Genomic DNA, 21528 nt, shown 5'->3' with positions numbered 1-21528 from the left:
GGTGTCGCGCGCGGCTCAGTGTCGCGCGAGCGCGGCGGCGGCCTCCATCGCCATCCAGCCGCCGACCTGCACGGACAGGTCGCGCTCGGGCGTCTCGCTGGAGCGGACGGTGCCGCCGGTGAAGTAGGCGGGCGCATCGGACGTGCCGGGGATCCGGGCGTCGCGGGTCCAGTCCGCGGAGAACAGCACGCGGCCGTCCAGCTCGCGCGTCCCGCGCCAGGCCGCCTCGGCGGAGGCGAAGACGATCCGCGCCGCGCTCTCGCGGGCGTCCTCGGCGCACGTGCCGCGCAGGGCGCGGGCGGCCAGGGCGAGGTATCGGATGAGGATGCCGTTGAACAGGCCGCCGTCGCCCCCGTCCCCGCCGGTGATCACGGCACCGTCGGTCATGTGCTCGGCCACGGCGTCGATGAGGCGCGCGGCGCGGGCGGCGTGGTCGGGCGCGAGGTCCGACGAGAGCTCCGTGTCCAGGCCGATGGTGACGCCCTGGTTGTACGAGTACTTCTCCGGGTAGATCTTCCCGGTGTCGGGATGGTCGTAGTCGCCGTCGACGCCGTCGTTGATGAGCCCCGTCTCGGGGTCGAGCAGCCGCCGGTACAGCCAGTCCGAGGTCTCCTCGGCGCGCTCGAAGCGACCCATCCGGGCGAGGAAGATGCCGGCGGGACCGTTGGCGGGCGCGTTGAGGAACAGGCCCTTCGTGCGCCAGGTGATGCCGCCGCCCGCGTCCGGCACCCACGCGTCGTAGAGGGCGTCGCGCAGCACGCGCAGCCGGCGGGCCGAGTTCAGGCCCGCGTGCCGCTGCGCCCGCTCCAGCGCGAGGCCCATCCAGGCCATGTCGTCGTTGTACGAGTTCGTGACGCGGAACAGGTTCCGCACGCGGTGCCCCCGGGCGATGCGGAGCACCAGCTTGCGCGTCGACGGTGCGCCGTCCCGGACGTAGGCGTCGACCGCCACGTCCAGCAGGTGGGCCTGCCACCAGTAGTTCCAGCTGACGAACAGCGAATCGCGCCGCGTGGCCGGGTAGGCAGGCGTGCCGAGGAGGGTGCCGGGGATGCCCCAGACCGGTTTCAGGTGCCGCTCCACGACCGCGGCCTGCGCCGCGGCCGCGCGCCGATTCCACTCGACCGAACTCATGACCACATCACATCACGGGTCACCGACGAGTGCACGTCCCCGCAGGTCAGCGCGCGGTCACCAGGCGGCGTCGAGGTCCGCGTGTTCGCGGACCCAGGCGTGCATGGCGATGCCCGCGGCCACGCCCACGTTGATCGAGCGCGTCGAGCCGAACTGGGCGATCGACACCGTCGTGCCGGCGACGTGCCGCGCGCCCCCGGAGACGCCCGGCCCCTCCTGCCCGAACAGCAGCAGGCAGCGCCGCGGCAGCGAGGCGCGCTCCAGCGGCACGGAGCCGGGCAGGTTGTCGACGGCGACGATCGGCAGGTCGCGCTCGGCGCACCAGGCGGCGAGCGCGTCGACGTCCTCGTGGTGGTGCAGGTGCTGGTAGCGGTCGGTGACCATGGCGCCGCGCCGGTTCCAGCGCCGCCGCCCCACGATGTGCACGGCCCACGCGCCGAAGGCGTTCGCGGTGCGCACGACGGTCCCGATGTTGGCGTCGTGCCCCAGGTTCTCGATCGCCACCTCGAAGGGGTGGCGGCGGGCGTCCAGGTCGGCGACGATCGCCTCCCGCGTCCAGTACCGGTAGGCGTCGACCACGTTGCGGCGGTCGCCCTCGGCGAGCAGCTGCGGGTCGTAGCGGGGATCGGCCGGGACGGGGGTGCCGGGATTCTCCGAAGCCCACGGCCCCAGCCCGACGGTGTGCGGTCCGGGCAGGCCCGTCACCCACTCGGTCGGCCCGAGGTGCTCGTCCGGACCGCCCGCGGCGTCGGACGGGGAGGTCACAGCCCCAGGTCGGCGAGGCCGAGCACCGAGCGGTACTCCAGCCCCTCGGCGGCGATGACGTCGGCCGCGCCGGTCGCGCGGTCCACGACGGTCGCGACGCCGACCACCTCGGCGCCGATGTCGCGCAGCGCGCGGACCGCGGTGAGCGGCGAGTTGCCGGTCGTGGTGGTGTCCTCGACGACGAGGACGCGCTTGCCCACCACGTCGGGGCCCTCGACCTGGCGCTGCATGCCGTGGGCCTTCGCGGCCTTGCGAACGACGAAGGCGTCGATCGGCCGGCCCGGCGCGTGCATCACCGCGGTGGCCACGGGGTCGGCGCCCAGGGTGAGGCCGCCGACGGCGGTGAAGTCCCAGTCGGCGGTGAGCTCGCGCAGCAGCGCGCCGATCAGCGGGGACGCCTCGTGGTGCAGCGTCGCGCGGCGCAGGTCGACGTAGTAGTCCGCCTCGCGTCCGCTGGAGAGCGTGACCTTGCCGTGCACCACGGCCAGCCCGCGCACGAGCTCGGCGAGCCGGGCCTTCGCGGCCGGGTCGAGGGGTGCGGTATCACGCGGCCCGCTCACTGCATTCCCGGCGCCGGTCACCGTCCGGACTCCTTGCCCGAGCGGACGGGCACGGGCTGGCCCGGATCCCGGGGGCCGCCCGACGTGACGACGCGGGCGTGGCCCTCCGGCGGCAGGACGCGCAGCAGGTCACCGAAGCGGCGCACGGCCTCGAGCGCCTCGTCGAGGTCGTCGGGGTCGTCGGTGACGTCCATCGACGCCAGCGTCCACTCGCCCTCGTTCCACAGCGACTCGAGGTAGTCGGGCACCTGCTCGGCGAAGGTGATCATGCGGCGGTCGGCGACGCGGCGCGCGACCTCGGCGTTGTTCGTGTACAGCACGCGCGGGCCGAGCGCGCCCAGCGGCTCCATGCCGGCCTCGGCGGGCGGCTGCCCTCCCTCGGGCCGCAGGTCGAGCAGCGCGCCCGACACGGCACCCCGGCTCACGGCGACGATCGTCGCGGCCTCCTGCAGGTCGAAGACGTAGGCGGCGGCACCGAAGTAGCTGCCGTAGGCCACGTCGACGATCGCGGGATCGCCGGGGACCGCCATGCCGCCGCGGTGGAACTCGTCGTGCAGCGACGGGTCGGCGGCGCTGTAGACGAACTCCCGCTCGGCGGCCCAATCGGCGCGTTCGGAGTTCATGGCGGGCGAGTGGTTGCGCTCATACCAGATGAGCGCGGCGGCCAGCGCCGCGCAGACCACCGCGAGGATCAGGAACACTACGTACGACATCGCCACCTACAGTAGCGCGTCGACCGGCGACTTCACCCGACAGACGGGGTTCCGGCGACCGAGATCTGACCCGCGTAGATCGCCAGCGCCGACTTGCCGTCGGCGCTCACCTGGATCATCACGACGTCGCCGACGTCGAGATCGGACAGCGTGCTGCCGTGCGTGGTGGTCACCTGGGTGGTGGGACCCGTGCGCAGGACGACGGTGCCGCCGTCGGGCGCCGAGCGCACGGTGATCGCCGCATCGCCCACGGAGGTGATCGCGCCGATGACCTCCCGGCCGGGCGTGATGGCGACGGACCGCTGGTCGCTGACGGAGACGCCGGCGGACTGCGCCGCGGGGAGAACGCGACGGGCGCTGCCCAGGTCCGCCGACAGGTGCAGGGCGTAGGCGATGCCCGCGCCGACCACGCCGATGCCGAGCAGGCACAGGACCACCGCGGGCCAGGGGCCACGGGAGCGAGCGTCACCGCCCACCGGCGACCACCTCCTCGCGTGCGTTCCTGCCTACATCGTGCGCCTCGTCGACCGCGCCCTGCGCGAAACTATTCGTCGTGTCTGAGACGGGCCTGTGAATGTGACGGGCCAATGTCTATGCACCCGGCTAGCATTGCCGGCGTGGGACGACTGTGGCCGCCGCGTGCCCTCACCGAGGGTGAGGCCCCGGACGCACGCTTCACATTGGCGAACGAGCGCACCTTCCTCGCCTGGATCCGGACCTCGCTGGGGCTCGTCGCGGCGGCGGTCGGCCTGGAGGCCTTCGCCCCGCACGTCGTGCCCTCGCCCGTGCGGACCCCCCTCGTGGTGGTGCTGCTCGTCGTCGCCGCCCTGCTGGCCGGCTACGCCTTCGTGCGCTGGTTGTCGGTGGAGGGCGCCATCAGGACCGGCCGCGAGCTGCGCGGCTCCCCCGCGACGCTGGTCCTCGCGGCACTCGTCGTCGTCGCCGGTGCCGTCCTCGCCGTCTCGCTCCTCGTGCAGTGAGTCCCATGAGGCACGCGGGATGAGCGCTCGTGGGATGGGCGGACCGTCGACCCAGGCCGCCGAGCGGACCCTCCTGGCCCGCGTGCGCACTGCCGTGGCGCTGGTGCTGACCTGCGCGATCGTGGCGCGGGCGGTACCCAGCGCGCCAGCGGCGATCACGTGCCTCACCGTGGCCGGCGCCGCCGCCGTCACCCTGCGGACGCCGCCGCCGGTCTCGCACCTGGTGCTCGCGGCGTGCGTGGTCGCGCTCGCGGTGGTCGGACTTCTCGGCTCCTGACATCTTCTGCAGGTTCCGGCGACGACACGCCGGGGCCGCCGCGCCACAACCTGCAAAAGTCTTCCCGAGGATCCGCGCGGCGGTCTGGTGCGTCCAATGAATATGGGGGTGCGGCGCGCGGAGCTGGACGCAGTCGCGACTGCGCACGCGATCCGCCGCGACTTCCGAGTGATCTACCGCGGGGTGCGCGGCCCTGTCGACGTCGTTCCCGGCCTGCGCGAACGCATCGACGCCGCGCGACTGCTCTACCCGTCGGCGGTCCTCTGCGGATTCACGGCGGCCGCGCTGCACGGCGCGGCCTTCACCGCCGGCAGGCCCGTGGAGATCTGGCTGCCCGCCCGACGGTCCCGCGCCGGCCTCGTCGTCCGGTGCGGTGCGATGCCCGACGAGGACGTCCTCGAGCGGGAGGCGATGCTCCTGACCACGCCGGTGCGCACCGCCATCGACCTCGCCCGATTCGTCGACGGNNGCGATCGCCGCCGTCGACCAGGCCGTTCGGCGCGACCGCTCCGGTCGGTCGATGACCACGGTCGAGGAGATCGCCGCGTACGTCGCGAGCCACCCGCACCTGCACCGAGGCCGGCGCGTCCTCCAGATCCTGCGCGAGGTCGACGGTCGCGCCGAATCGCCGCAGGAGACCCACGTACGGCTGATGCTCCACCGGGACGGCCTGAGCATGTTCGTCCCGCAGATCGAGGTCGACGGTGGCCGCCGCCGGCTCGACCTCGGCGCGGAGGACTACCTGGTCGCGGTCGAGTACGACGGTAGAGACCACGGCGACCCGGGGCAGCAGGCCCTCGACGCCGCGCGGCGGAACAGCCTTCGGCAAGACTTCGGGTGGGACGTCCTCGTGATCACCAAGGACATCCTGAGGACAGGACGCGCCGAGTTTCTCCGTCAGGTGCGCGCAGCACTGACGAAGCGAGGGTGGCCGGGCTGAGTTCTTGCAGCTTCCGGCGACGACACGCCGGGCCCGCGCCGCCGCAACCTGCAAATCCTTCGACATTCCGCGACGATTCGGACATCATGGCCCGCGTGAACGACATGAGCGCCGCCGACCGCACCGCCCGGACCGCCGCCGCCGTCGACGCCGCGATCGGCGCGGCCCGCGAGCTCGGCCTCGCCGTCACCGGCACCGCGGTGCTGCACGACCTGTTCTCCGTGGTGGTGCGGCTGGAACCGGCGCCCGTCGTGGTCCGCATCCCGACCGTGCTGCCCGCGAGCGAGACACCGGAGACCGTTGCGCGCCGTCAGGGCGACGAGCTGGCCGTCACCGCCTGGCTCGCCGCGCAGGGCGTCCCGGTGCTGCGGCCGTCGCCGCTGGTCCCCGCGCGGCCGGTGCAGCGCGACGGCTTCTCGATGACCCTCTGGGAGTACGTCGAGGAGGACCGCGCCGCCGAACCCGATTACGCCGCGAACGCGGAGAGCACCGCCCGGCTGCACGTCGCACTGCGGGACTACCCCGGCGAGCTGGGCTTCCTCGCGACGGCCGATCCAGACGGCGTCGCCGCCGGCCTGGACCTCCTCGCCGGCCGCCCCGACCTGCTGCCCGCCGCCGACGTCGCGCGCGCCCGCACCGAGTGGGCCGCGCTCGAGCCGGCGGTCCGCTCGCGCGCCGTGTTCGAGAAGCGGTTCCCCGGCGTGGAGCTGCAGCCGATCCACGGGGACTGCCCGCCGGCCAACATGTTCGCCGCCGTCGACGGCCTGCGCTTCGCGGACTTCGAGCTGGTCACCCTGGGTCCCGTCGAGTGGGACGTGGCCGCGCTGGGCCCCGAGCTGGAAGCTGCCTACGACCGGGGAGCGGCCGCCGCGGGCGTCCGGGGGCTGCGCCCGGACGTGCTGGAGTTCGTCAACGCCGTCGGCGTGCTGCGCGCGATCAGCACGCTGGCGCTGGTCCCGCAGCTACCGGAGCTGCTGCAGTACCTGCAGCCCGTCGTCGAGCAGTGGCGCGGCGCGTCACGCTGACAGAAACCGCGCCTGAGCTCGGTCACGATGGAAATGGTTCGTCGTGGGTGAGCTCAGCGCGGGTTTGAAGAATCACTCCGCGTCGCGGACCCGGATCCCGACGGTGCCGCCCGCGCCCCGGCGGAGCTTGGACCCGGTCACGGTGAGCCACCCGAGCACGCCGTACTTGCGCGCGATCTTCGCCCCGGCCTCGCCGCCGTCGACGACCTCGCCCGTGCCCGCGACCTCGGGGCCCGTGGTCTTCTTGCCGCGGGCGTCGCAGGCCTGGACCAGCACCGACGGGTTGCGCCGCAGCCGCTTGACCTTCCACGAGTCGGCGACGGTCCACACCACGAGGTCGGCGCCGTCGCGGACGGCCCAGAGCGGGGTCGCGACGGGGGTGCCGTCCTTGCGGAAGGTGGTCAGCAGGACGTACTTGGCATCGGCGACGTCAGCGACAGCGGTCATACGCCCAGCGTAACCGGGTAGGACGCGGGGACGCTGCGGGCGATCCAGCCCGCGATCGCGGCGCTGACCTCGGCGGGCTTCTCCTCCCCCATCCAGTGCCCGGAGTCGACGATCACCTCGGTGAGGTCGGTGCACGCGGCGCGCATCGGCTCGGCGAGGCGGGTCCCGACGGTGTCGAGGATCGCGTCGTACCGGCCGTGCAGGAACAGCACCGGCTTGTCGATCCGGCCGTCGTCGAGTTCGGTCCTGGCGTACTCCGCGTCCGCGGGCGTGTTGACGTACCAGGAGTTGGGCCCGGCCATGCCGTTGCGTTCGAAGGCCGCGACGTAGACGGCGTGGTCCTCAGGCGTGAGCACCGCCGGGTCGAGCGGCAGTTGCGGCACGGGGCCGCCGCCGAACCAGCCGCCGTTGCGCGTGATGACCGCGGTGGGCGCCGGGCCGTCGAGGTGGCGGGGTTCGCCGCTGCGGAACAGTGCGGCGATGAGGCCGGGCAGGTCGCTCTCGAACTGGGCCGTCGCCTCGTCGAAGGACTTGAGGTAGTGCACCTGGTAGTCCCACTGCCCGTAGGGGTACTCGTCGGCGGGGTACTTGTCCCGGTCGATGAGGTCGAAGGGCGTGGGCCCGCTCGACGGGAAGTGCGGCACGTTGAGCGCGGCCACCGCGTCGACGACGTCAGGATGGTGGGTGGCGATGTTCCACACCACGGGCCCGCCCCAGTCGTGCCCGATCCACACCGCGCTCGAGCGACCGAGCGCGGCGAGCAGTTCCAGCATGTCGGTCACCGCCTCCTCGCGGCGGTACGCGTCCTTCTCGGAGTGCACCGTCGACGCGCCGTAGCCGCGCATGTCGGGCGCGACGCACCGGAAGCCGAGGGCGCCGAGGGCCCGCAGCTGGTGCCGCCAGGTGTAGCCGAGCTCGGGCCAGCCGTGCACGAAGACCAGCAGCGGACCGTCGAGCGGCCCGGACGCGAGGTAGGCGGTGGTGTGGCGCTCGGTCGAGGCGATGTGCGGCGTGATCGTCGTCATGCCCCTCAGCCTGACACGCGGCGCGATCCCTTGCCCGCGAGCGGCCCACGGCCCAGTATCGAAGGCATGCCCCACGTGATCGTCCAGAACTGCTGCAACGACGCGTCGTGCGTCCCGGAGTGCCCCGTCGACTGCATCCACCCCACGCCCGACGAGCCGGAGTACGCCACCGCCGAGATGCTCTACATCGACCCGGACGTGTGCATCGACTGCGGCGCCTGCATCGACGCCTGCCCCGTCTCGGCGATCACCACCGACTACGAGCTGACCACCGAGATGGCCCCGTTCGAGGCGATGAACGCGGACTACTACGAGGCCGTGGGCTCGGCCGCGGACCGCGATCACCCGTTCACCGACCCGCGGATCGGCCGCAAGCGCCCGGCGTCGGACGCCGAGACGCTGAGCGTCGCCGTCGTCGGCGCCGGGGCGGCGGGGCACTACGTGGTGAGCGAGCTGCAGCACCGCATCGACGTCCGCGCCACGATCGACGTCTACGAGCGCCTCCCCGAGACCGGCGGGCTGGTGCGCTTCGGCGTGGCCCCCGACCACGCCGACACCAAGAAGGTGCAGGAGCAGTTCGCGAAGTCGCGCACGCAGTCGGGCGTGACCACGCACCTCGGCGTGCGGATCGGCGAGGACGTGACGGCTGACGACTTGTCCCGCACGCATCACGCGGTGGTGTACGCGGTGGGCTCGCTGCACGGCCGCGACCTGGGGCTGCCCGGCGCCGACCTCCCCGGCGTCACGGCCGCCGCCGACTTCGTGGCCTGGTACAACGGCCACCCCGACTTCGCCGGGCTCGCACCCGATCTCACACACGAACGGGTCGTGGTGCTGGGCAACGGCAACGTCGCGCTCGACGTCGCGCGGATCCTCACCGCCGACCCCGAGACGTTCGCCGGCACGGACATGACCGAGCAGGCCCTGGCCGCGCTCCGGGATTCGCAGGTGCGGGAGGTCGTGATCCTCGCCCGACGGGGCCCGGGGCACGCCGCCTTCACCGCGCCGGAGCTGGTGGGGCTGGCCCGCACCGTGCCGGTCGTCGTCGAGCCCGGCGATCTGGACGACGACGGCGACGAGCCCGCCGACGAGCAGGCGCGCTTCTACCGGTCGCAGAAACTGTCTCTGCTGCAGGCGCTTCCGGCGGCGGATTCCGCGCCGGAGGGCCGACGGGTGGTGCTGCGGTTCGGCACGCCGCCCACCGCCATCACCGCGTCCGACGGCGCCCTGACCGTCGCCTTCGACGACCACGGCGCACCGTCGGAGCTGGCGTGCGGACTGGTGCTGCCGTCGATCGGGCTGCGCGGTACGTCCGTCCCGGGCGTGCCGTACGACGAGGCCACCGGCACCATCCCGAACGCCGACGGGCGCGTCCTCGGGCCCGACGGTGCCGCCCTCCCCGGCGTGTACGTGGCCGGCTGGTGCAAGCGCGGCCCCACGGGCGTCATCGGCACGAACCGCTTCGACGCCCGCGGCACCGTCGACGCCCTGATCGCCGACTTCCACGGCGGGCTGCTCACGGCGGAGTAGCGCGAACGCGAAAGGCCCCGCCCTCCAGGGGAGGACGGGGCCTTGTCCGCGATGTGTCAGCCGACGATGAGCCGGTCGCCGTCGTCGCTGACGGTGACCTTCACCGCGTCGCCGTCGCGGACGTCGCCCGCGAGCAGCGCCTTGGCGAGCTGGTCGCCGATGGCCTGCTGCACCAGGCGGCGCAGCGGCCGGGCGCCGTAGAGCGGGTCGAAACCGCGCTCCGCGAGCCAGCCCTTGGCCTCGTCGGAGACCTCGAGCTCCAGCCGGCGCTGGGACAGGCGCTTGCGCAGCTGGTCCAGCTGGATGTCGACGATGCCGGTCAGCTGGTCCGAGCTGAGCGAGTCGAAGATCAGCACGTCGTCGAGCCGGTTGATGAACTCCGGCTTGAACTTCGCGCGCACCGCGGCCATCACCTGCTCGGGCGTGCCGCCCGCGCCGAGGTTCGACGTGAGGATCAGGATGGTGTTGCGGAAGTCCACCGTGCGGCCCTGGCCGTCGGTGAGCCGACCCTCGTCGAGCACCTGCAGCAGCACGTCGAAGACGTCCGGGTGCGCCTTCTCGACCTCGTCGAACAGCACCACGGTGTAGGGGCGGCGCCGCACGGCCTCGGTGAGCTGACCGCCGGCCTCGTAGCCGACGTACCCGGGAGGCGCGCCGACGAGCCTTGCGACGGAGTGCTTCTCGCCGTACTCGGACATGTCGATGCGCACCATCGCGCGCTCGTCGTCGAAGAGGAACTCCGCGAGCCCCTTCGCCAGCTCGGTCTTGCCCACGCCCGTCGGGCCGAGGAACAGGAACGAGCCCGTGGGCCGGTTCGGGTCCGCGACGCCGGCGCGGGTGCGGCGCACCGCATCCGAGACCGCGGTGACCGCGGCCTCCTGGCCGATGACGCGCTTGCCGATCTCCGATTCCATGCGCAGCAGCTTGGCCGTCTCGCCCTCGAGCATGCGGCCGGCGGGGACGCCGGTCCAGGCGGAGACCACGTCGGCCACATCGTCCGGGCCGACCTCCTCCTTGAGCATGACCTCGCCGTCGGAGGCGGCACCCGAGGAGGCGACCGCCTCGTCGAGCTGCTTCTCGAGCGCCGGGATCTGGCCGTAGCGCAGCTCCGCGGCGCGGCCGAGGTCGCCGTCGCGCTCGGCGCGCTCCGACTCGCCCTTCAGCGTCTCCAGCTGCTCCTTGAGGGAGCGCACCGAATCGATGGCGCCCTTCTCGTTCTGCCAGCGGGAGGTGAGCTGAGCCAGCTTCTCCTTGTGGTCGGCGAGCTCGCCGCGCAGCTTCTCCAGGCGGTCGACGGAGGCGGCGTCCGTCTCCTTCGACAGCGCCATCTCCTCGATCTCGAGGCGACGGACCAGCCGCTCCTCGGCGTCGATCTCCTCGGGGCGCGAGTCGATCTCCATCCGCAGGCGCGAGGCGGCCTCGTCGACGAGGTCGATCGCCTTGTCCGGCAGGAACCGCGACGTGATGTAGCGGTCCGACAGCGACGCGGCGGCGACCAGCGCGGAATCGGTGATGCGCACGCCGTGGTGCACCTCGTAGCGCTCCTTGAGGCCACGCAGGATGCCGACGGTGTCCTCCACCGACGGCTCCCCGACCAGCACCTGCTGGAAGCGGCGCTCGAGAGCGGCGTCCTTCTCGATGTACTGGCGGTACTCGTCGAGCGTGGTGGCGCCGACGAGCCGCAGCTCGCCGCGGGCGAGCATCGGCTTGATCATGTTGCCCGCGTCCATGGCGGAGTCGCCGGTCGCGCCGGCGCCCACGATGGTGTGCAGCTCGTCGATGAAGGTGATGATCTGGCCGGAGCTGGCCTTGATCTCGTCGAGGACGGCCTTGAGCCGCTCCTCGAACTCGCCGCGGTACTTGGCGCCCGCGACCATCGAGCCGAGGTCCAGCGAGATCACCGTCTTGCCGCGCAGCGACTCGGGCACGTCGCCCGTGACGACGCGCTGCGCCAGGCCCTCGACGATGGCGGTCTTGCCGACGCCGGGCTCGCCGATGAGCACCGGGTTGTTCTTGGTACGGCGGGACAGCACCTGCACGACGCGGCGGATCTCGTTGTCGCGCCCGATCACCGGGTCGAGCTTGCCCTCGCGGGCGCGCGCGGTGAGGTCGGTCGAGTACTTCTCGAGCGCCTGGTACTGACCCTCGGGGTCCTGCGAGGTGACCTTCGCGCTGCCGCGGACCGCCGTGAAGGCCTCGCGGATCTCCTGCGGGGTGGCGCCGGCCGAGGTGAGGACCTGCGCGGCCTCGCCGCCCGCCTCCGCGAGCCCGTACAGCACGTGCTCCGTGGAGACGAACTGATCGCCCATCTCGGTCGCGAGCTTCTGCGCCGCGCTGATCGACGCGATCGACTCACGGCTGAGCTGCGGCGTGGTGGTGGACCCGCTGGCCTTCGGCTTGCGGTCCACGAGCTCCTGCGCGCGGTTGCGCACGGTGACGGGATCCACGCCCACCGCCTTGAGCAGCGGCGCGGCGATCCCGTCGGTCTGGTCGAGCAGCGCCACCAGCAGGTGCGCCGGAGAGATCTCCGGGTTCCCCGCGGCGGACGCCGCCTGCAGGGCCGAGGTCAGCGCGGCCTGCGTCTTGGTGGTGGGCTGGAACGAATCCACGTACTTCCTCCTGGGTCGTCTCGAACACGATCGTGCACCCTGAGCCTTCTCCGCTCAAGTATGCCTTCTGTTGTCCTCAACGCGCAGAACCTTGAGTCTGTTCCACTCAAGTCGCGGAATCCGCGTGACCCACAGCACACACCACCGCCTGCGACTTAACAGCGTTAGCGGCAGGAGAATCCCCAGGAAGCACCCTGGGCTAACGCTGTTAAGTCAGGTGATCGGGTTCGACGGTGCGCGGCGCCGCGCCGTTCCGTCACGCCAGGGCGGCGACGCGCTCCGCGAGCTTCTGGTGCGCGGCGGCGTCGGGATGGCCGTCGCTGCTGGTCCCGTAGACCCAGCCCTCGCTGAGCGGGGAGATGACGGAGATCGAGGGGTCGACGGCGCGGGCGGCGCCGACGATCGCCGCCTCGGTGGCGCGGGCGTTCGGGCCGCTGCCGTGGACGGTCGGGAAGACCGTGATCAGCGCGACCCTGGCCTTCGGTGCCTGCGACCGCACCGTCGTGATCACCTGCCGCACCTGGCTGTCGATCGCGGTGGTGGAGGCGCCCACGTCGTTGGAGCCGGCCTGCACCACGACGAGCGCCGGATCGCGCTCCGGCAGGTTCGCGGCCCGCGTCAGCCCGGCGATCGCCCCGTCGTTGTAGCCGGCGCCGCTGCGGGCGCTGAGGTACACCGATCGGCCGGCGATCGCGCTGATCATCCGCGGATACGCGACGACGCCCTCGACCTCGTAGCCGGTGGAGATCGACGCCCCGATCACGACGATGGGGCGCGAGTCCGCGGTCCGCAGGACGGAACCGGGATCAGCGGCGACGTTGCCCGCGGACGCTCCGCCCACCGTCGCGACGACCGCGGCTCCGATTCCGACCATTGCCCCCCAACGCGACACGCTCATGCCGACATCTTGACACAACAACTGTCACATGCATAACTTCCGCATCTCTGCTCACGCGCCGGGGTGTGTCCGACGCCGCGGCCCGATGCCGCGACCGCAGGCGGCCTCGACGACCACCGCCCCGTGCCGGAGCAGCCCGCGCCAGACGCGGGGCCGCACGGCGAGCACCGTCGACCGGGTGCGATCTCCCGCCGGCCGGGCGGCCATCCGCGCCGCGAGCCAATCCAGGCTCGACGTCACCGACAGCACGAGGGCCGTGACGTGCTCGGACGCCTCGTCCCGCACGTAGTCGACGGTGGCGCCCAGGCGCCGGTAGGTCGCGACGAGCCGGTCCACGTCGTCGACGGAGATGATCTGGTCGTGGACCGCCTGCACCACCAGCAGGGGGCACGACGGTGCCGCCGTCCCCGGTTCGATGTCCGCGAACATCGCCACTTGCGATGGCCGGGAGAGGAACTCGTCGAGGGGGATGGTGAGAACGGACTGCGGGTCGAAGCCCCGGAACCGCGTGACGGCGCCGAGCGTGCTGTACGCCGGGGCTCCGGCGATCAGCTCCTGCACCTGCGGCACGGTGTTCGCGTCGAGGTCGGCGCGAAAGTCGGGGTAGCCGCGGTGCAGGCCCGCGACGACGGCGAGCGCGAGCCCTCCGAAAGGGCCGGCCGAGAGCCGCAGGAACGTGTTCCGGAGGTGCCCGACCGGGCTGCCTAGCACGGCCCCGGCCAGCTCGAGCTCGGGCGCGTAGGACGGCTGCAGTTCCGCCGCCCACGCCGTCGCGAGCCCGCCGCCGGAGTAGCCGAACAGCACCGTCGGATCCTGCGGGCCGACGCCGAAGGGCGCGAAGGCGCGGGCGGCGCGGATGGCGTCGAGGGCGCAGTACCCGGCCTCGCGGGGCACGCCCCAGTTGCCCGAAGCACCCTCGTGATCGGGCACGACCACCGCCCAACCGCGCGCCAGCGCCATCCCGACGACGAGCAGTTCCCAGCGGGTCGCGGAGCCGTACGAGCGGGCACCGCGGCGCAGCGCGTACGAGGGGAAGCTGCGCGGCGAGAGCGAGTCGATCGCGCACTGGTAGGACATCAGCGGGCGCGGCCCCGGTAGCGCTCCGCGCGGGAGGATCAGCGTGGCGACGGAGGTCTGCGGCGCACCGGTGTGATCGGCGGTGCGGTACTGGACCTGCCAGGCGCGCTGCGGCAGCCGGACGCCGCCGAACACCCCGAGCTCGACCCTCCGACTGCGGAGCACCGAACCGGCGGCGGCCGCCGCGAAGCCGGGGGCGGGCACGAGGAAGTCATCGTCGGCCGGCAGCGGGGGTGGCAACGACCTGCGCGTCATCGCCTCAGGCTAATACCGAATTCAGACGAGTGCAGAAACCCGCTCGGCGATCCGCTGGTGCGCGGCGGAGCCGGGGTGCCCGTCCTCCGACGAGCGGTAGGTCCAGCCCTCGCTGAGCGGGGAGATCACCGCGACGCTCGGGTCGACGGACCGGGCCGCGCCGATGATCGCGGCGTCGGTGTTCCGGGCGGCAGCACCGTTGTGGATCGACGGGAACACCGTGACCACGGCGATCTTCGCGCCGGGCGCCTGCTGGCGCACCGTCGAGACGACCTGCCGCACCTGGCCCGCGACGAGGGCCGGAGGCGCGCCGACGTCGTTGGTGCCGGCCTGCAGCACCACCAGCTCCGGGTTCTGCGCGGGCAGGTTCGCGGCGCGGGTGAGACGCGCGATCGACCCGTCGGCGTAGCCGGCGCCGACGCGGGAACTGACGCGCACCGGGTGTCCCGACAGCGCGGCGAGCCGGCTCGGGTACGCCTGCGACGCCGACACCTCCTTGCCCGAGGAGACGGAGGCGCCGATCACGACGACCGAGCGGCGGTCGGTGGAGCCGCCCCGCAGGGCCGCGCCGGGCTTCGCACCTGCCGGCTTCGCGGCAGCGGGCGTCGCCGCCAGTGCCTTCCCCGAGACGGGCTTGGCGACGGGCTTCGCAGCCACGGGCTTCGCGGCCACGGGCCGCGCAGCGGTCCTGGGCACGACGACAGGCTTCACCCGCTGCACCGCTGTGGACGCGGCGGGGGCATCGCCGACCGGCACGGTGTCGGCGGAGGCGGCCCCCGCGGCGATCGGCGCGAGGGCGATGCCCGCTCCGAAGGCGATGCCGTATCCGATGCGGCGCACGCGGCGACTGACTCGCACAGCGATCATGGCGGTGGAACCCTCTCTTCGAGCTCGTCGATCCCGTCGGCACGATCTGCGCGCCCGGAAGAAAGATACTCGACGGGGCGGTTCGGCGCCGCACCGGGCGCGCCGTGCGCATGACGATGTGGCGGAAGCAAAGCCGCAGGTAGGATGGGCCCGTCAACGCAGGGTCGACAGGACAGGAGCGGAGCGGCAGTGGGTTCGCATGCACGGCACGGTCTGGCGCAGATCGCGGCCGACCTGAAGCCGGTGGCGGACGAATTCACCAAGGGCCTGTTCGCCCGACTCTTCGCCATGGATCCCTCGCTCCGCGACCTCTTCCCCGCCAACATGACGGGTCACCGCGCGACCTTCGCGCGCGTGCTCGACCACGTCTTCACGTCCATACCGAAGACCGACGGGCACGAAGACCTCATCGAGTTCCTGGCACAGCTCGGGCGCGACCACCGCAAGTACGGCCTGACCGAGGCCCACTACGAGACGATGACGAGTGCGCTCATCGCGGAGGTGCACGCCGTCTACCAGCCGCACGGCGGGCTCGACGAGGAGGACGCCGCGGTGCTCGAGCACGGCGTCCATCTGATCACCGGCGTGATGCGCGGCGGAGCGCACTCCGATCCGACGCCCGCCCGCCGCATCGCCCGCGTGGCCGACGTCCTGCGACCGCACCCGGGCCTGGCGGTGGTGCGCCTCGTGGCCGACGAGCCGCTCCTCTTCCGGCCCGGCCAGTACGTGGAGACGCAGATCCCGCAGGTGCCGCGCGTGTGGCGCCCGCTGTCGCTGGCGATGCCGCCGAACACGCAGGGGCAGTTGGAGTTCCACATCCGCTCGGTGCCGGGGGGTTACCTCTCCAGCACCGTCTTCGCCGAGACCCGCCCCGGCGACGTGTGGCAGTTCGGGCAGGTCCACGGGCTCCTGCGGCCCGACGGTGACCGCCCCGTCACGATGATCGCCGGTGGCACCGGCCTCGCGCCGATGAAGTCCATCCTGCTGGCGATGTCCATGAACGCCGACAACCCCGACGTGCACCTCCTGGTGGGGGCGCGGTCGCCGGGGTTGCTGTACGACTCGGACGCGCTGGCGCCGCTGGCGGCCACGAACCCGTGGCTCAAGGTGACGCAGGTGACGGACGCGCGGCGGGATCCGTGGTGGCTCAAGCGGCCGGCCACCGCGTACCGCGCCCTACCGCTGCGGCACGGCTCGCTGGTGGATGCGATGGACGGCCTGGATCTCACCGGCCACCGCGTGCTGATCGCCGGCCCGAAGGGCCTGCTGCGCGCCGCGAGCGAGAAGGCCGTGGCGCGGGGCGCCGCACCCGAGGACGTGGTGCACGACCCGCTGTGAACGGACGGCCGCGCAGGCCGTGCAGGTCGCGACGGGACGGGGCACCGGACGGCTCAGGACGCGCAACGGCCCCGGAGTCCTGGGACTCCGGGGCCGTGGCGGGACTCCCGCTCAGCTCTTGCGGCGACTCCGCGGCTGCCAGACGACCATCGCGGAACTCTTCGGCACGTGCACCAGTTCGCCTCCGCGGCGGACGTTCTCGACCTGCGCGGTGAGTTCCTCGACTCGCCGCTGCAGGGCGTCGACCTGATTGGTCAGGTCGATGATCCGCTTGATCCCGGCGAGGTTCACGCCCTCGTCCTGCGAGAGGCGCTGCACCTCGCGGAGCAGGTCGACGTCCCGCGAGGAGTAACGCCGGCCCCCGCCCGCCGACCGCTCGGGCGTCACGAGCCCGAGCCGGTCGTACGTGCGGAGGGTCTGCGCGTGCATCCCCGCGAGCTGCGCAGCCACCGAGATCATGAACACGTGCGCGTCCGGATCGTCGGGGAACTGCTGGTCGACGTTCATCATCACGCCCCCGCGGTGCTTCCGGCGCCGGCCCAGCCACCCCGCGGGTCGAAGCCCGCGGCGCGCTCGGCCTCGGCGTAATCGCGCAACGCCTGCTGCGCCCGCTCGTCCAGCGACGGGGGCACCGCGACCTGCACCTTGACGAGCAGGTCGCCGTGGCCGCCCGCCCGCTTCGGCACGCCGCGGCCGCGCACCCGCAGGGTGCGACCGTCGGTGGTGCCGGCCGGGATCTTCACGCCCACCGGCTGTCCCAGCGTGGGGACGGTGACGGTGGCGCCCAGCGCCAGCTCCGCGAAGCTGACAGGCAGGGTGACCAGGAGGTCGTCGCCGTTGCGGGTGAAGACGTCGTCGGCGCTGACGTGGACCGTGACGAACAGGTCGCCCGACGGCGCCCCGCGCATCCCGGCCTGGCCCTGGCCGGCCAGGCGGATGCGCTGGCCGTCCTTGACTCCGGGCGGGATCTTCACGTTCACCGTGCGGGTCCGGACCGTGACGCCCGTGCCGTTGCAGTCGGTGCAGGGATCGTCGATCACCGAGCCGGTGCCGCGGCAGTCCGGGCACGGCTCCGAGAAGCTGAACGCTCCCTGATTCCGGCTCACAAGGCCGGAACCGTTGCAGGACTGGCAGACCCGCGGGCTGGTGCCCGGCTTGGCGCCGGACCCGTGACACGTGGTGCACGGCGACGGCGAGGTCAGCGTGATCGGCGTGGTGACGCCCAGCGTCGCGTCCCGGAAGCCCAGCGTCAGCTCGGATTCAAGATCGTTGCCACGGCGCGGCCGCGTCGGCTGCGGGCCCGGGCCGGAGCCCTGCCCCGCGCCGCCACGGTTGAACAGGCCTTCGAAGATGTCCCCGAAGCCACCACCGCCGTTGCCGGACGCGGCACCGTCGAAGATGTCCGAGAACGAGAACCCGCCCGCGCCGCCGCCACCGGTGTTGCCGAAGCCGCCGGAGCCGAAGCCGCCACCGCCGCCGTACCCGCCCGCGCCGCCGGAGCCGAAGCGACCGCCGCCGAACAGGCGCCGCGTCTCGTCGTACTCCTTGCGCTTGGCCGGATCGGAGAGCACGGCGTGCGCCTCGGAGACCCGCTTGAACCGCTCCTCGGCCTGCGTGTTGCCCGGATTCGCGTCCGGATGCAGCTCACGGGCCAGCTTGCGGTACGCCTTCTTGATCTCGTCGGCACTCGCACCGGAGCTGACGCCCAGCTCCTTGTAGAAGTCCTGTTCAACCCATTCCCTCTGTGCCACTGGGCATCACCTCCTTTATTGCTCGTCCTGGCTCGGGGCCTCCGCCGGACGGTCGACCACTGCGACCATCGCGTTACGGATCACCTTGCCATCGATCTGATATCCCTGGCGCAGAACCGCTCCCAGGACGGGATCGGCACCGTCGCCCTCGTGCTGCACGGCCTCGTGGATGGCGGGGTCGAACGCATCGCCCTCCACGCCGAAGGACTCCAGGCCCAGGGCCTTGAGCACGCCGTCGAGCTTGTCGGACACGGACTTCAGCGGCCCGGCCTCGAGATCGCCGTGGTTGCGCGCGCGGTCCAGGTCGTCCAGCACCACGAGCAGCTCGCCGACCACGAAGGCCTTGCCCGCGGCACGGGCGTCCACCACGTCGCGCGCGGTGCGCTTGCGGTAGTTGGCGTACTCGGCGGTCACGCGCTGCAGGTCGGCGGTGAGCTCCGCCTCCTTGTCCGGCGCGGCCTCCTCGACGGTCTCGCCGCCCGCCGCCTCACCCGGGTCGGCCGGGGCCGCGGCGGATTCCTCCGCCGCGACCTCCGACTCCGGGGTCACCTCATCCGGTTCCACCGGATTCTCGGGACTCGTCATTTACTTGGCGTCCTTCGGGTCCTCGTCGACGACCTCGGCGTCCACGACGCCGTCGTCCTGCTGGGCGCCGGCCTCGGCACCGTCGGCCTGCGCCTCGGCGGCACCGGCCTGCGCGTAGAGCGCCTGGCCCAGCTCCTGCGACTCGGCGGAGAGCTTCTCGACGGCGGCCTTCACGGCGGCGATGTCGGTGCCCTGCAGGGCCTCGTTCGCCTCCTTGATGGCGGCCTCCACCTTCTCCTTGTTCTCGGCCGGGACCTTGTCCTCGTTCTCCTTGAGGAACTTCTCGGTCTGGTTGACCAGCGACTCGGCCTGGTTGCGGGTCTCCGCCTCCTCGCGGCGAGCCTTGTCCTCCGAGGCGTGCGCCTCGGCGTCCTTGATCATCCGGTCGATCTCCTCCTGCGACAGACCGCTGCCGTCGGAGATCTTGATCGTGTTCTCCTTGCCCGTGCCCTTGTCCTTCGCGGTCACGTGCACGATGCCGTTGGCGTCGATGTCGAAGGTGACCTCGATCTGGGGCACGCCGCGCGGCGCCGGCGCGATGCCGGTGAGCTCGAAGCTGCCGAGCAGCTTGTTGTGCGCGGCGATCTCACGCTCGCCCTGGAAGACCTGGATCTGCACGGACGGCTGGTTGTCGTCGGCCGTGGTGAAGGTCTCGGACCGCTTGGTGGGGATGGTGGTGTTGCGCTCGATGAGCTTGGTCATCACGCCGCCCTTGGTCTCGATGCCGAGGGACAGCGGGGTGACGTCGAGCAGCAGCACGTCCTTGACCTCGCCGCGCAGCACGCCGGCCTGCAGGGCGGCGCCGACGGCGACGACCTCGTCCGGGTTGACGCCCTTGTTGGGCTCCTGGCCGCCCGTGAGCTCCTTGACCAGCTCGGTCACGGCGGGCATACGGGTGGAACCACCGACGAGTACGACGTGGTCGATGTCGCCCACGGAGATGCCGGCGTCCTTGATGACCGCCTGGAAGGGCTTGCGGGTGCGCTCGAGCAGATCGTTGGTGATCTTCTGGAACTCACTGCGCGAGAGGTTCTCGTCGAGGAAGAGCGGGTTCTTGTCCGCGTCCACCGTGATGTAGGGCAGGTTGATCGAGGTGCTCTGGCCCGAGCTCAGCTCGATCTTCGCCTTCTCGGCGGCCTCGCGCAGACGCTGCATGGCCATCTTGTCCTTGGTCAGGTCGATGCCGTGCTGCGCCTTGAACTTCTCGACGAGCCAGTCGACGACGCGCTGATCCCAGTCGTCACCGCCGAGCTCGTTGTCGCCCGAGGTCGCGCGGACCTCGACGACGCCGTCACCGATCTCCAGCAGCGAGACGTCGAAGGTGCCGCCACCGAGGTCGAAGACCAGGATGGTCTGCTCCTTCTCGCCCTTGTCCAGGCCGTACGCGAGCGCGGCGGCGGTGGGCTCGTTGACGATGCGGAGCACGTTCAGGCCCGCGATCTGGCCGGCCTCCTTGGTGGCCTGGCGCTGCGCGTCGTTGAAGTACGCGGGCACGGTGACGACGGCGTCCGTGACGTCCTCGCCGAGGTAGGCCTCGGCGTCGCGCTTGAGCTTCATCAGCGTGCGGGCGCTGATCTCCTGGCTGGTGTAGTCCTTGTCGTCGATCTTCTGCGACCAGTCGGTGCCGATGTGGCGCTTGACCGAGCGGATGGTGCGGTCGACGTTCGTGACGGCCTGGTTCTTGGCGGGCTGACCCACCAGGACCTCACCGTTGCGCGCGAAGGCCACCACCGAGGGGGTGGTCCGCGAGCCCTCGGCGTTCGCGATCACGACCGGGTCGCCGCCCTCGAGGACAGCGACGCACGAGTTGGTGGTGCCGAGGTCGATGCCTACTGCACGTCCCATATTGATTTGCCTCCTGAATAGTTCTGCTACAGATCCAGACTTCAGCGCCCCAGGCTCAAGGGGCGAACACCTCAGTTCTACCCCATTGAGCGCGGCACGCTCAAGTAGTACGACATGTCCAACGGGCGGCCGGACGGGAATGTTCCCGATTCTTCCAAAAACTTGAGCGGAGGTCGCTCAAGGGCTGTTCTCCCAGGTCGCGCGGTCCGACGGTGGCTGTCACCGCCAGTTCGTCCCCCGCGCGGCGTCCACGTCCCCCGCGCGGCGGTGCCTCCCCCACGGGAAGCCGGTCGTCCCATGGGGGACGAACCGTCCCCCTCGCGGCGTCCACGTCCCCCGCGCGGCGTCACGCGCGCCGTCGCGCCGCGCCGCACCGCGGGGGAATCCCGGGGTCGACTAGGTAGTTCCACGGATCCGCCGAGGCCCGGCACCGAGTGGACTGGATACATGAGCAACCTCGCCCCCACCCACCGCAGGTACGCCGTCCGCGCCGGGATCGCCCGCTACTCCCTGTTCGTCGCCGGCTGGGCGTTCATCGTCGTCGTGTTCCTGGTCCTCGGCTCCGTGGCCGGCATCGAGACATGGCACAACCCCGACTACGTCCGGACCACAAACAGAGCCATCGCCTTCCTGGCGGTGCTCGTACCGACCTTCGCCACGATCGGTGCGGCGTTCGGGCTCGGACGCTGCCGGATCGCCTGCATCGCGATCATCGGCGTGGTCGCCGTCCTGCTCTCCCTGGTGCTGGCCGCGGCCGTCACCCTCTAGCCGGCCCGCACAGGAACGGGCAACAGCACGGCGGTGACGCCGACGACGTTCGTCCCCCGCGCCGCGCCGAATCCCCGCGGGTCCGTTCACTCCCNCACNNGACGCCGCTCCCNCNGTGGGGGACCGGCCGTCCCCCGCGCCG

General features: G+C 72.1%; 22 protein-coding genes. 7 read left to right on the top strand and 15 right to left on the bottom strand.

The window, feature by feature from the left end:
- Positions 1-15: 15 nt before the first annotated feature.
- Genes ACNAYW_RS21390 through ACNAYW_RS21370 form a run of 5 tightly spaced genes read right to left on the bottom strand, consistent with a single transcriptional unit; the run spans position 16 to position 3645 of the window.
- Positions 16-1131 carry a glycoside hydrolase family 76 protein gene (locus ACNAYW_RS21390; protein ID WP_415851651.1) on the bottom strand — a complete coding sequence of 372 codons (1116 nt, stop codon included), beginning with the start codon at positions 1129-1131 and terminating at the stop codon, positions 16-18.
- Between the two features lie 57 nt (positions 1132-1188).
- The gene (locus tag ACNAYW_RS21385; RefSeq protein WP_415851650.1) at positions 1189-1896 is read right to left on the bottom strand and encodes a TrmH family RNA methyltransferase; all 708 of its coding nucleotides are present in this window, start codon (positions 1894-1896) and stop codon (positions 1189-1191) included.
- The gene (gene pyrE / locus ACNAYW_RS21380; RefSeq protein WP_415851675.1) at positions 1893-2456 is read right to left on the bottom strand and encodes an orotate phosphoribosyltransferase; all 564 of its coding nucleotides are present in this window, start codon (positions 2454-2456) and stop codon (positions 1893-1895) included. The genes ACNAYW_RS21385 and pyrE overlap by 4 nt, the downstream gene beginning before the upstream one ends.
- 17 nt (positions 2457-2473) lie before the next feature.
- Positions 2474-3169, bottom strand: a complete 696-nt coding sequence (locus tag ACNAYW_RS21375; RefSeq protein ID WP_415851649.1) for a type III secretion system chaperone family protein — start codon at positions 3167-3169, stop codon at positions 2474-2476.
- Between the two features lie 32 nt (positions 3170-3201).
- Positions 3202-3645: a hypothetical protein gene (locus ACNAYW_RS21370; RefSeq protein ID WP_415851648.1), complete on the bottom strand. Its 444-nt coding sequence runs from the start codon at positions 3643-3645 to the stop codon at positions 3202-3204.
- Between the two features lie 117 nt (positions 3646-3762).
- On the opposite strand from ACNAYW_RS21370, the gene ACNAYW_RS21365 reads away from it, so the two are divergent.
- The 4 genes from ACNAYW_RS21365 (at position 3763) to ACNAYW_RS21350 (ending at position 6391) form a co-directional block, all read left to right on the top strand.
- Positions 3763-4149, top strand: a complete 387-nt coding sequence (locus ACNAYW_RS21365) for a YidH family protein (RefSeq protein ID WP_415851647.1) — start codon at positions 3763-3765, stop codon at positions 4147-4149.
- Positions 4150-4168: 19 nt separating this feature from the next.
- Entirely contained in the window at positions 4169-4426 is a 258-nt protein-coding gene (locus ACNAYW_RS21360) for a hypothetical protein (RefSeq protein ID WP_415851646.1), read from the top strand.
- Between the two features lie 469 nt (positions 4427-4895).
- The coding region (locus ACNAYW_RS21355) for an endonuclease domain-containing protein (RefSeq protein ID WP_415851645.1) at positions 4896-5366 on the top strand (471 nt) is incomplete at its 5' end.
- A gap of 104 nt (positions 5367-5470) precedes the next feature.
- Positions 5471-6391: a phosphotransferase gene (locus ACNAYW_RS21350; RefSeq protein ID WP_415851674.1), complete on the top strand. Its 921-nt coding sequence runs from the start codon at positions 5471-5473 to the stop codon at positions 6389-6391.
- Between the two features lie 72 nt (positions 6392-6463).
- On the opposite strand, the gene ACNAYW_RS21345 is transcribed toward ACNAYW_RS21350, so the two are convergent.
- Both ACNAYW_RS21345 and ACNAYW_RS21340 read right to left on the bottom strand, forming a co-directional pair.
- Entirely contained in the window at positions 6464-6838 is a 375-nt protein-coding gene (locus tag ACNAYW_RS21345; protein ID WP_415851644.1) for a PPOX class F420-dependent oxidoreductase, read from the bottom strand.
- The gene (locus ACNAYW_RS21340) at positions 6835-7863 is read right to left on the bottom strand and encodes an alpha/beta fold hydrolase (RefSeq protein ID WP_415851643.1); all 1029 of its coding nucleotides are present in this window, start codon (positions 7861-7863) and stop codon (positions 6835-6837) included. The genes ACNAYW_RS21345 and ACNAYW_RS21340 overlap by 4 nt, the downstream gene beginning before the upstream one ends.
- Positions 7864-7929: 66 nt before the next feature.
- Here ACNAYW_RS21340 and ACNAYW_RS21335 point away from each other — a divergent pair, with 66 nt between their 5' ends.
- Positions 7930-9393 (top strand): FAD-dependent oxidoreductase, encoded by a 1464-nt coding sequence (locus ACNAYW_RS21335; RefSeq protein ID WP_415851642.1) that lies wholly within the window; start codon positions 7930-7932, stop codon positions 9391-9393.
- A gap of 56 nt (positions 9394-9449) precedes the next feature.
- On the opposite strand, the gene clpB is transcribed toward ACNAYW_RS21335, so the two are convergent.
- The 4 genes from clpB to ACNAYW_RS21315 form a co-directional block, all read right to left on the bottom strand.
- Positions 9450-12002, bottom strand: a complete 2553-nt coding sequence (gene clpB / locus ACNAYW_RS21330; protein ID WP_415851641.1) for an ATP-dependent chaperone ClpB — start codon at positions 12000-12002, stop codon at positions 9450-9452.
- A gap of 256 nt (positions 12003-12258) precedes the next feature.
- Complete coding sequence (locus tag ACNAYW_RS21325; RefSeq protein WP_415851640.1) at positions 12259-12876, bottom strand: SGNH/GDSL hydrolase family protein; 618 nt, start codon at positions 12874-12876, stop codon at positions 12259-12261.
- A gap of 75 nt (positions 12877-12951) precedes the next feature.
- The gene (locus ACNAYW_RS21320; RefSeq protein ID WP_415851639.1) at positions 12952-14232 is read right to left on the bottom strand and encodes a lipase family protein; all 1281 of its coding nucleotides are present in this window, start codon (positions 14230-14232) and stop codon (positions 12952-12954) included.
- Between the two features lie 21 nt (positions 14233-14253).
- On the bottom strand, positions 14254-15099 hold the full coding sequence (locus ACNAYW_RS21315) for an SGNH/GDSL hydrolase family protein (RefSeq protein WP_415851638.1): 846 nt from the start codon (positions 15097-15099) through the stop codon (positions 14254-14256).
- A gap of 189 nt (positions 15100-15288) precedes the next feature.
- Between ACNAYW_RS21315 and ACNAYW_RS21310 the strand changes: the two genes are divergently transcribed.
- Positions 15289-16437 carry an FAD-binding oxidoreductase gene (locus ACNAYW_RS21310; RefSeq protein WP_415851637.1) on the top strand — a complete coding sequence of 383 codons (1149 nt, stop codon included), beginning with the start codon at positions 15289-15291 and terminating at the stop codon, positions 16435-16437.
- Between the two features lie 111 nt (positions 16438-16548).
- Here ACNAYW_RS21310 and ACNAYW_RS21305 read toward each other — a convergent pair whose 3' ends face one another.
- From ACNAYW_RS21305 to dnaK, 4 genes are read right to left on the bottom strand one after another with little or no spacing between them, the layout of a single operon-like run.
- Positions 16549-16947: a heat shock protein transcriptional repressor HspR gene (locus ACNAYW_RS21305; RefSeq protein ID WP_415851636.1), complete on the bottom strand. Its 399-nt coding sequence runs from the start codon at positions 16945-16947 to the stop codon at positions 16549-16551.
- The gene (gene dnaJ, locus ACNAYW_RS21300) at positions 16947-18188 is read right to left on the bottom strand and encodes a molecular chaperone DnaJ (protein ID WP_415851635.1); all 1242 of its coding nucleotides are present in this window, start codon (positions 18186-18188) and stop codon (positions 16947-16949) included. The genes ACNAYW_RS21305 and dnaJ overlap by 1 nt, the downstream gene beginning before the upstream one ends.
- Before the next feature lie 15 nt (positions 18189-18203).
- On the bottom strand, positions 18204-18773 hold the full coding sequence (grpE, locus tag ACNAYW_RS21295) for a nucleotide exchange factor GrpE (RefSeq protein WP_415851634.1): 570 nt from the start codon (positions 18771-18773) through the stop codon (positions 18204-18206).
- Positions 18774-20618, bottom strand: coding sequence for a molecular chaperone DnaK (gene dnaK, locus ACNAYW_RS21290; protein WP_415851633.1), 1845 nt, complete (start codon positions 20616-20618; stop codon positions 18774-18776).
- A gap of 447 nt (positions 20619-21065) precedes the next feature.
- On the opposite strand from dnaK, the gene ACNAYW_RS21285 reads away from it, so the two are divergent.
- Positions 21066-21386 (top strand): hypothetical protein, encoded by a 321-nt coding sequence (locus ACNAYW_RS21285; RefSeq protein ID WP_415851632.1) that lies wholly within the window; start codon positions 21066-21068, stop codon positions 21384-21386.
- The last annotated feature ends 142 nt before the right edge of the window (positions 21387-21528 follow it).

It is taken from the genome of Tsukamurella ocularis (assembly GCF_965138335.1).
Classification (GTDB): domain Bacteria; phylum Actinomycetota; class Actinomycetes; order Mycobacteriales; family Mycobacteriaceae; genus Tsukamurella; species Tsukamurella ocularis_A.
The sequence above is the reverse complement of the archived record's forward strand: the minus strand, read 5'-3'. Positions and strand labels throughout refer to the sequence as shown.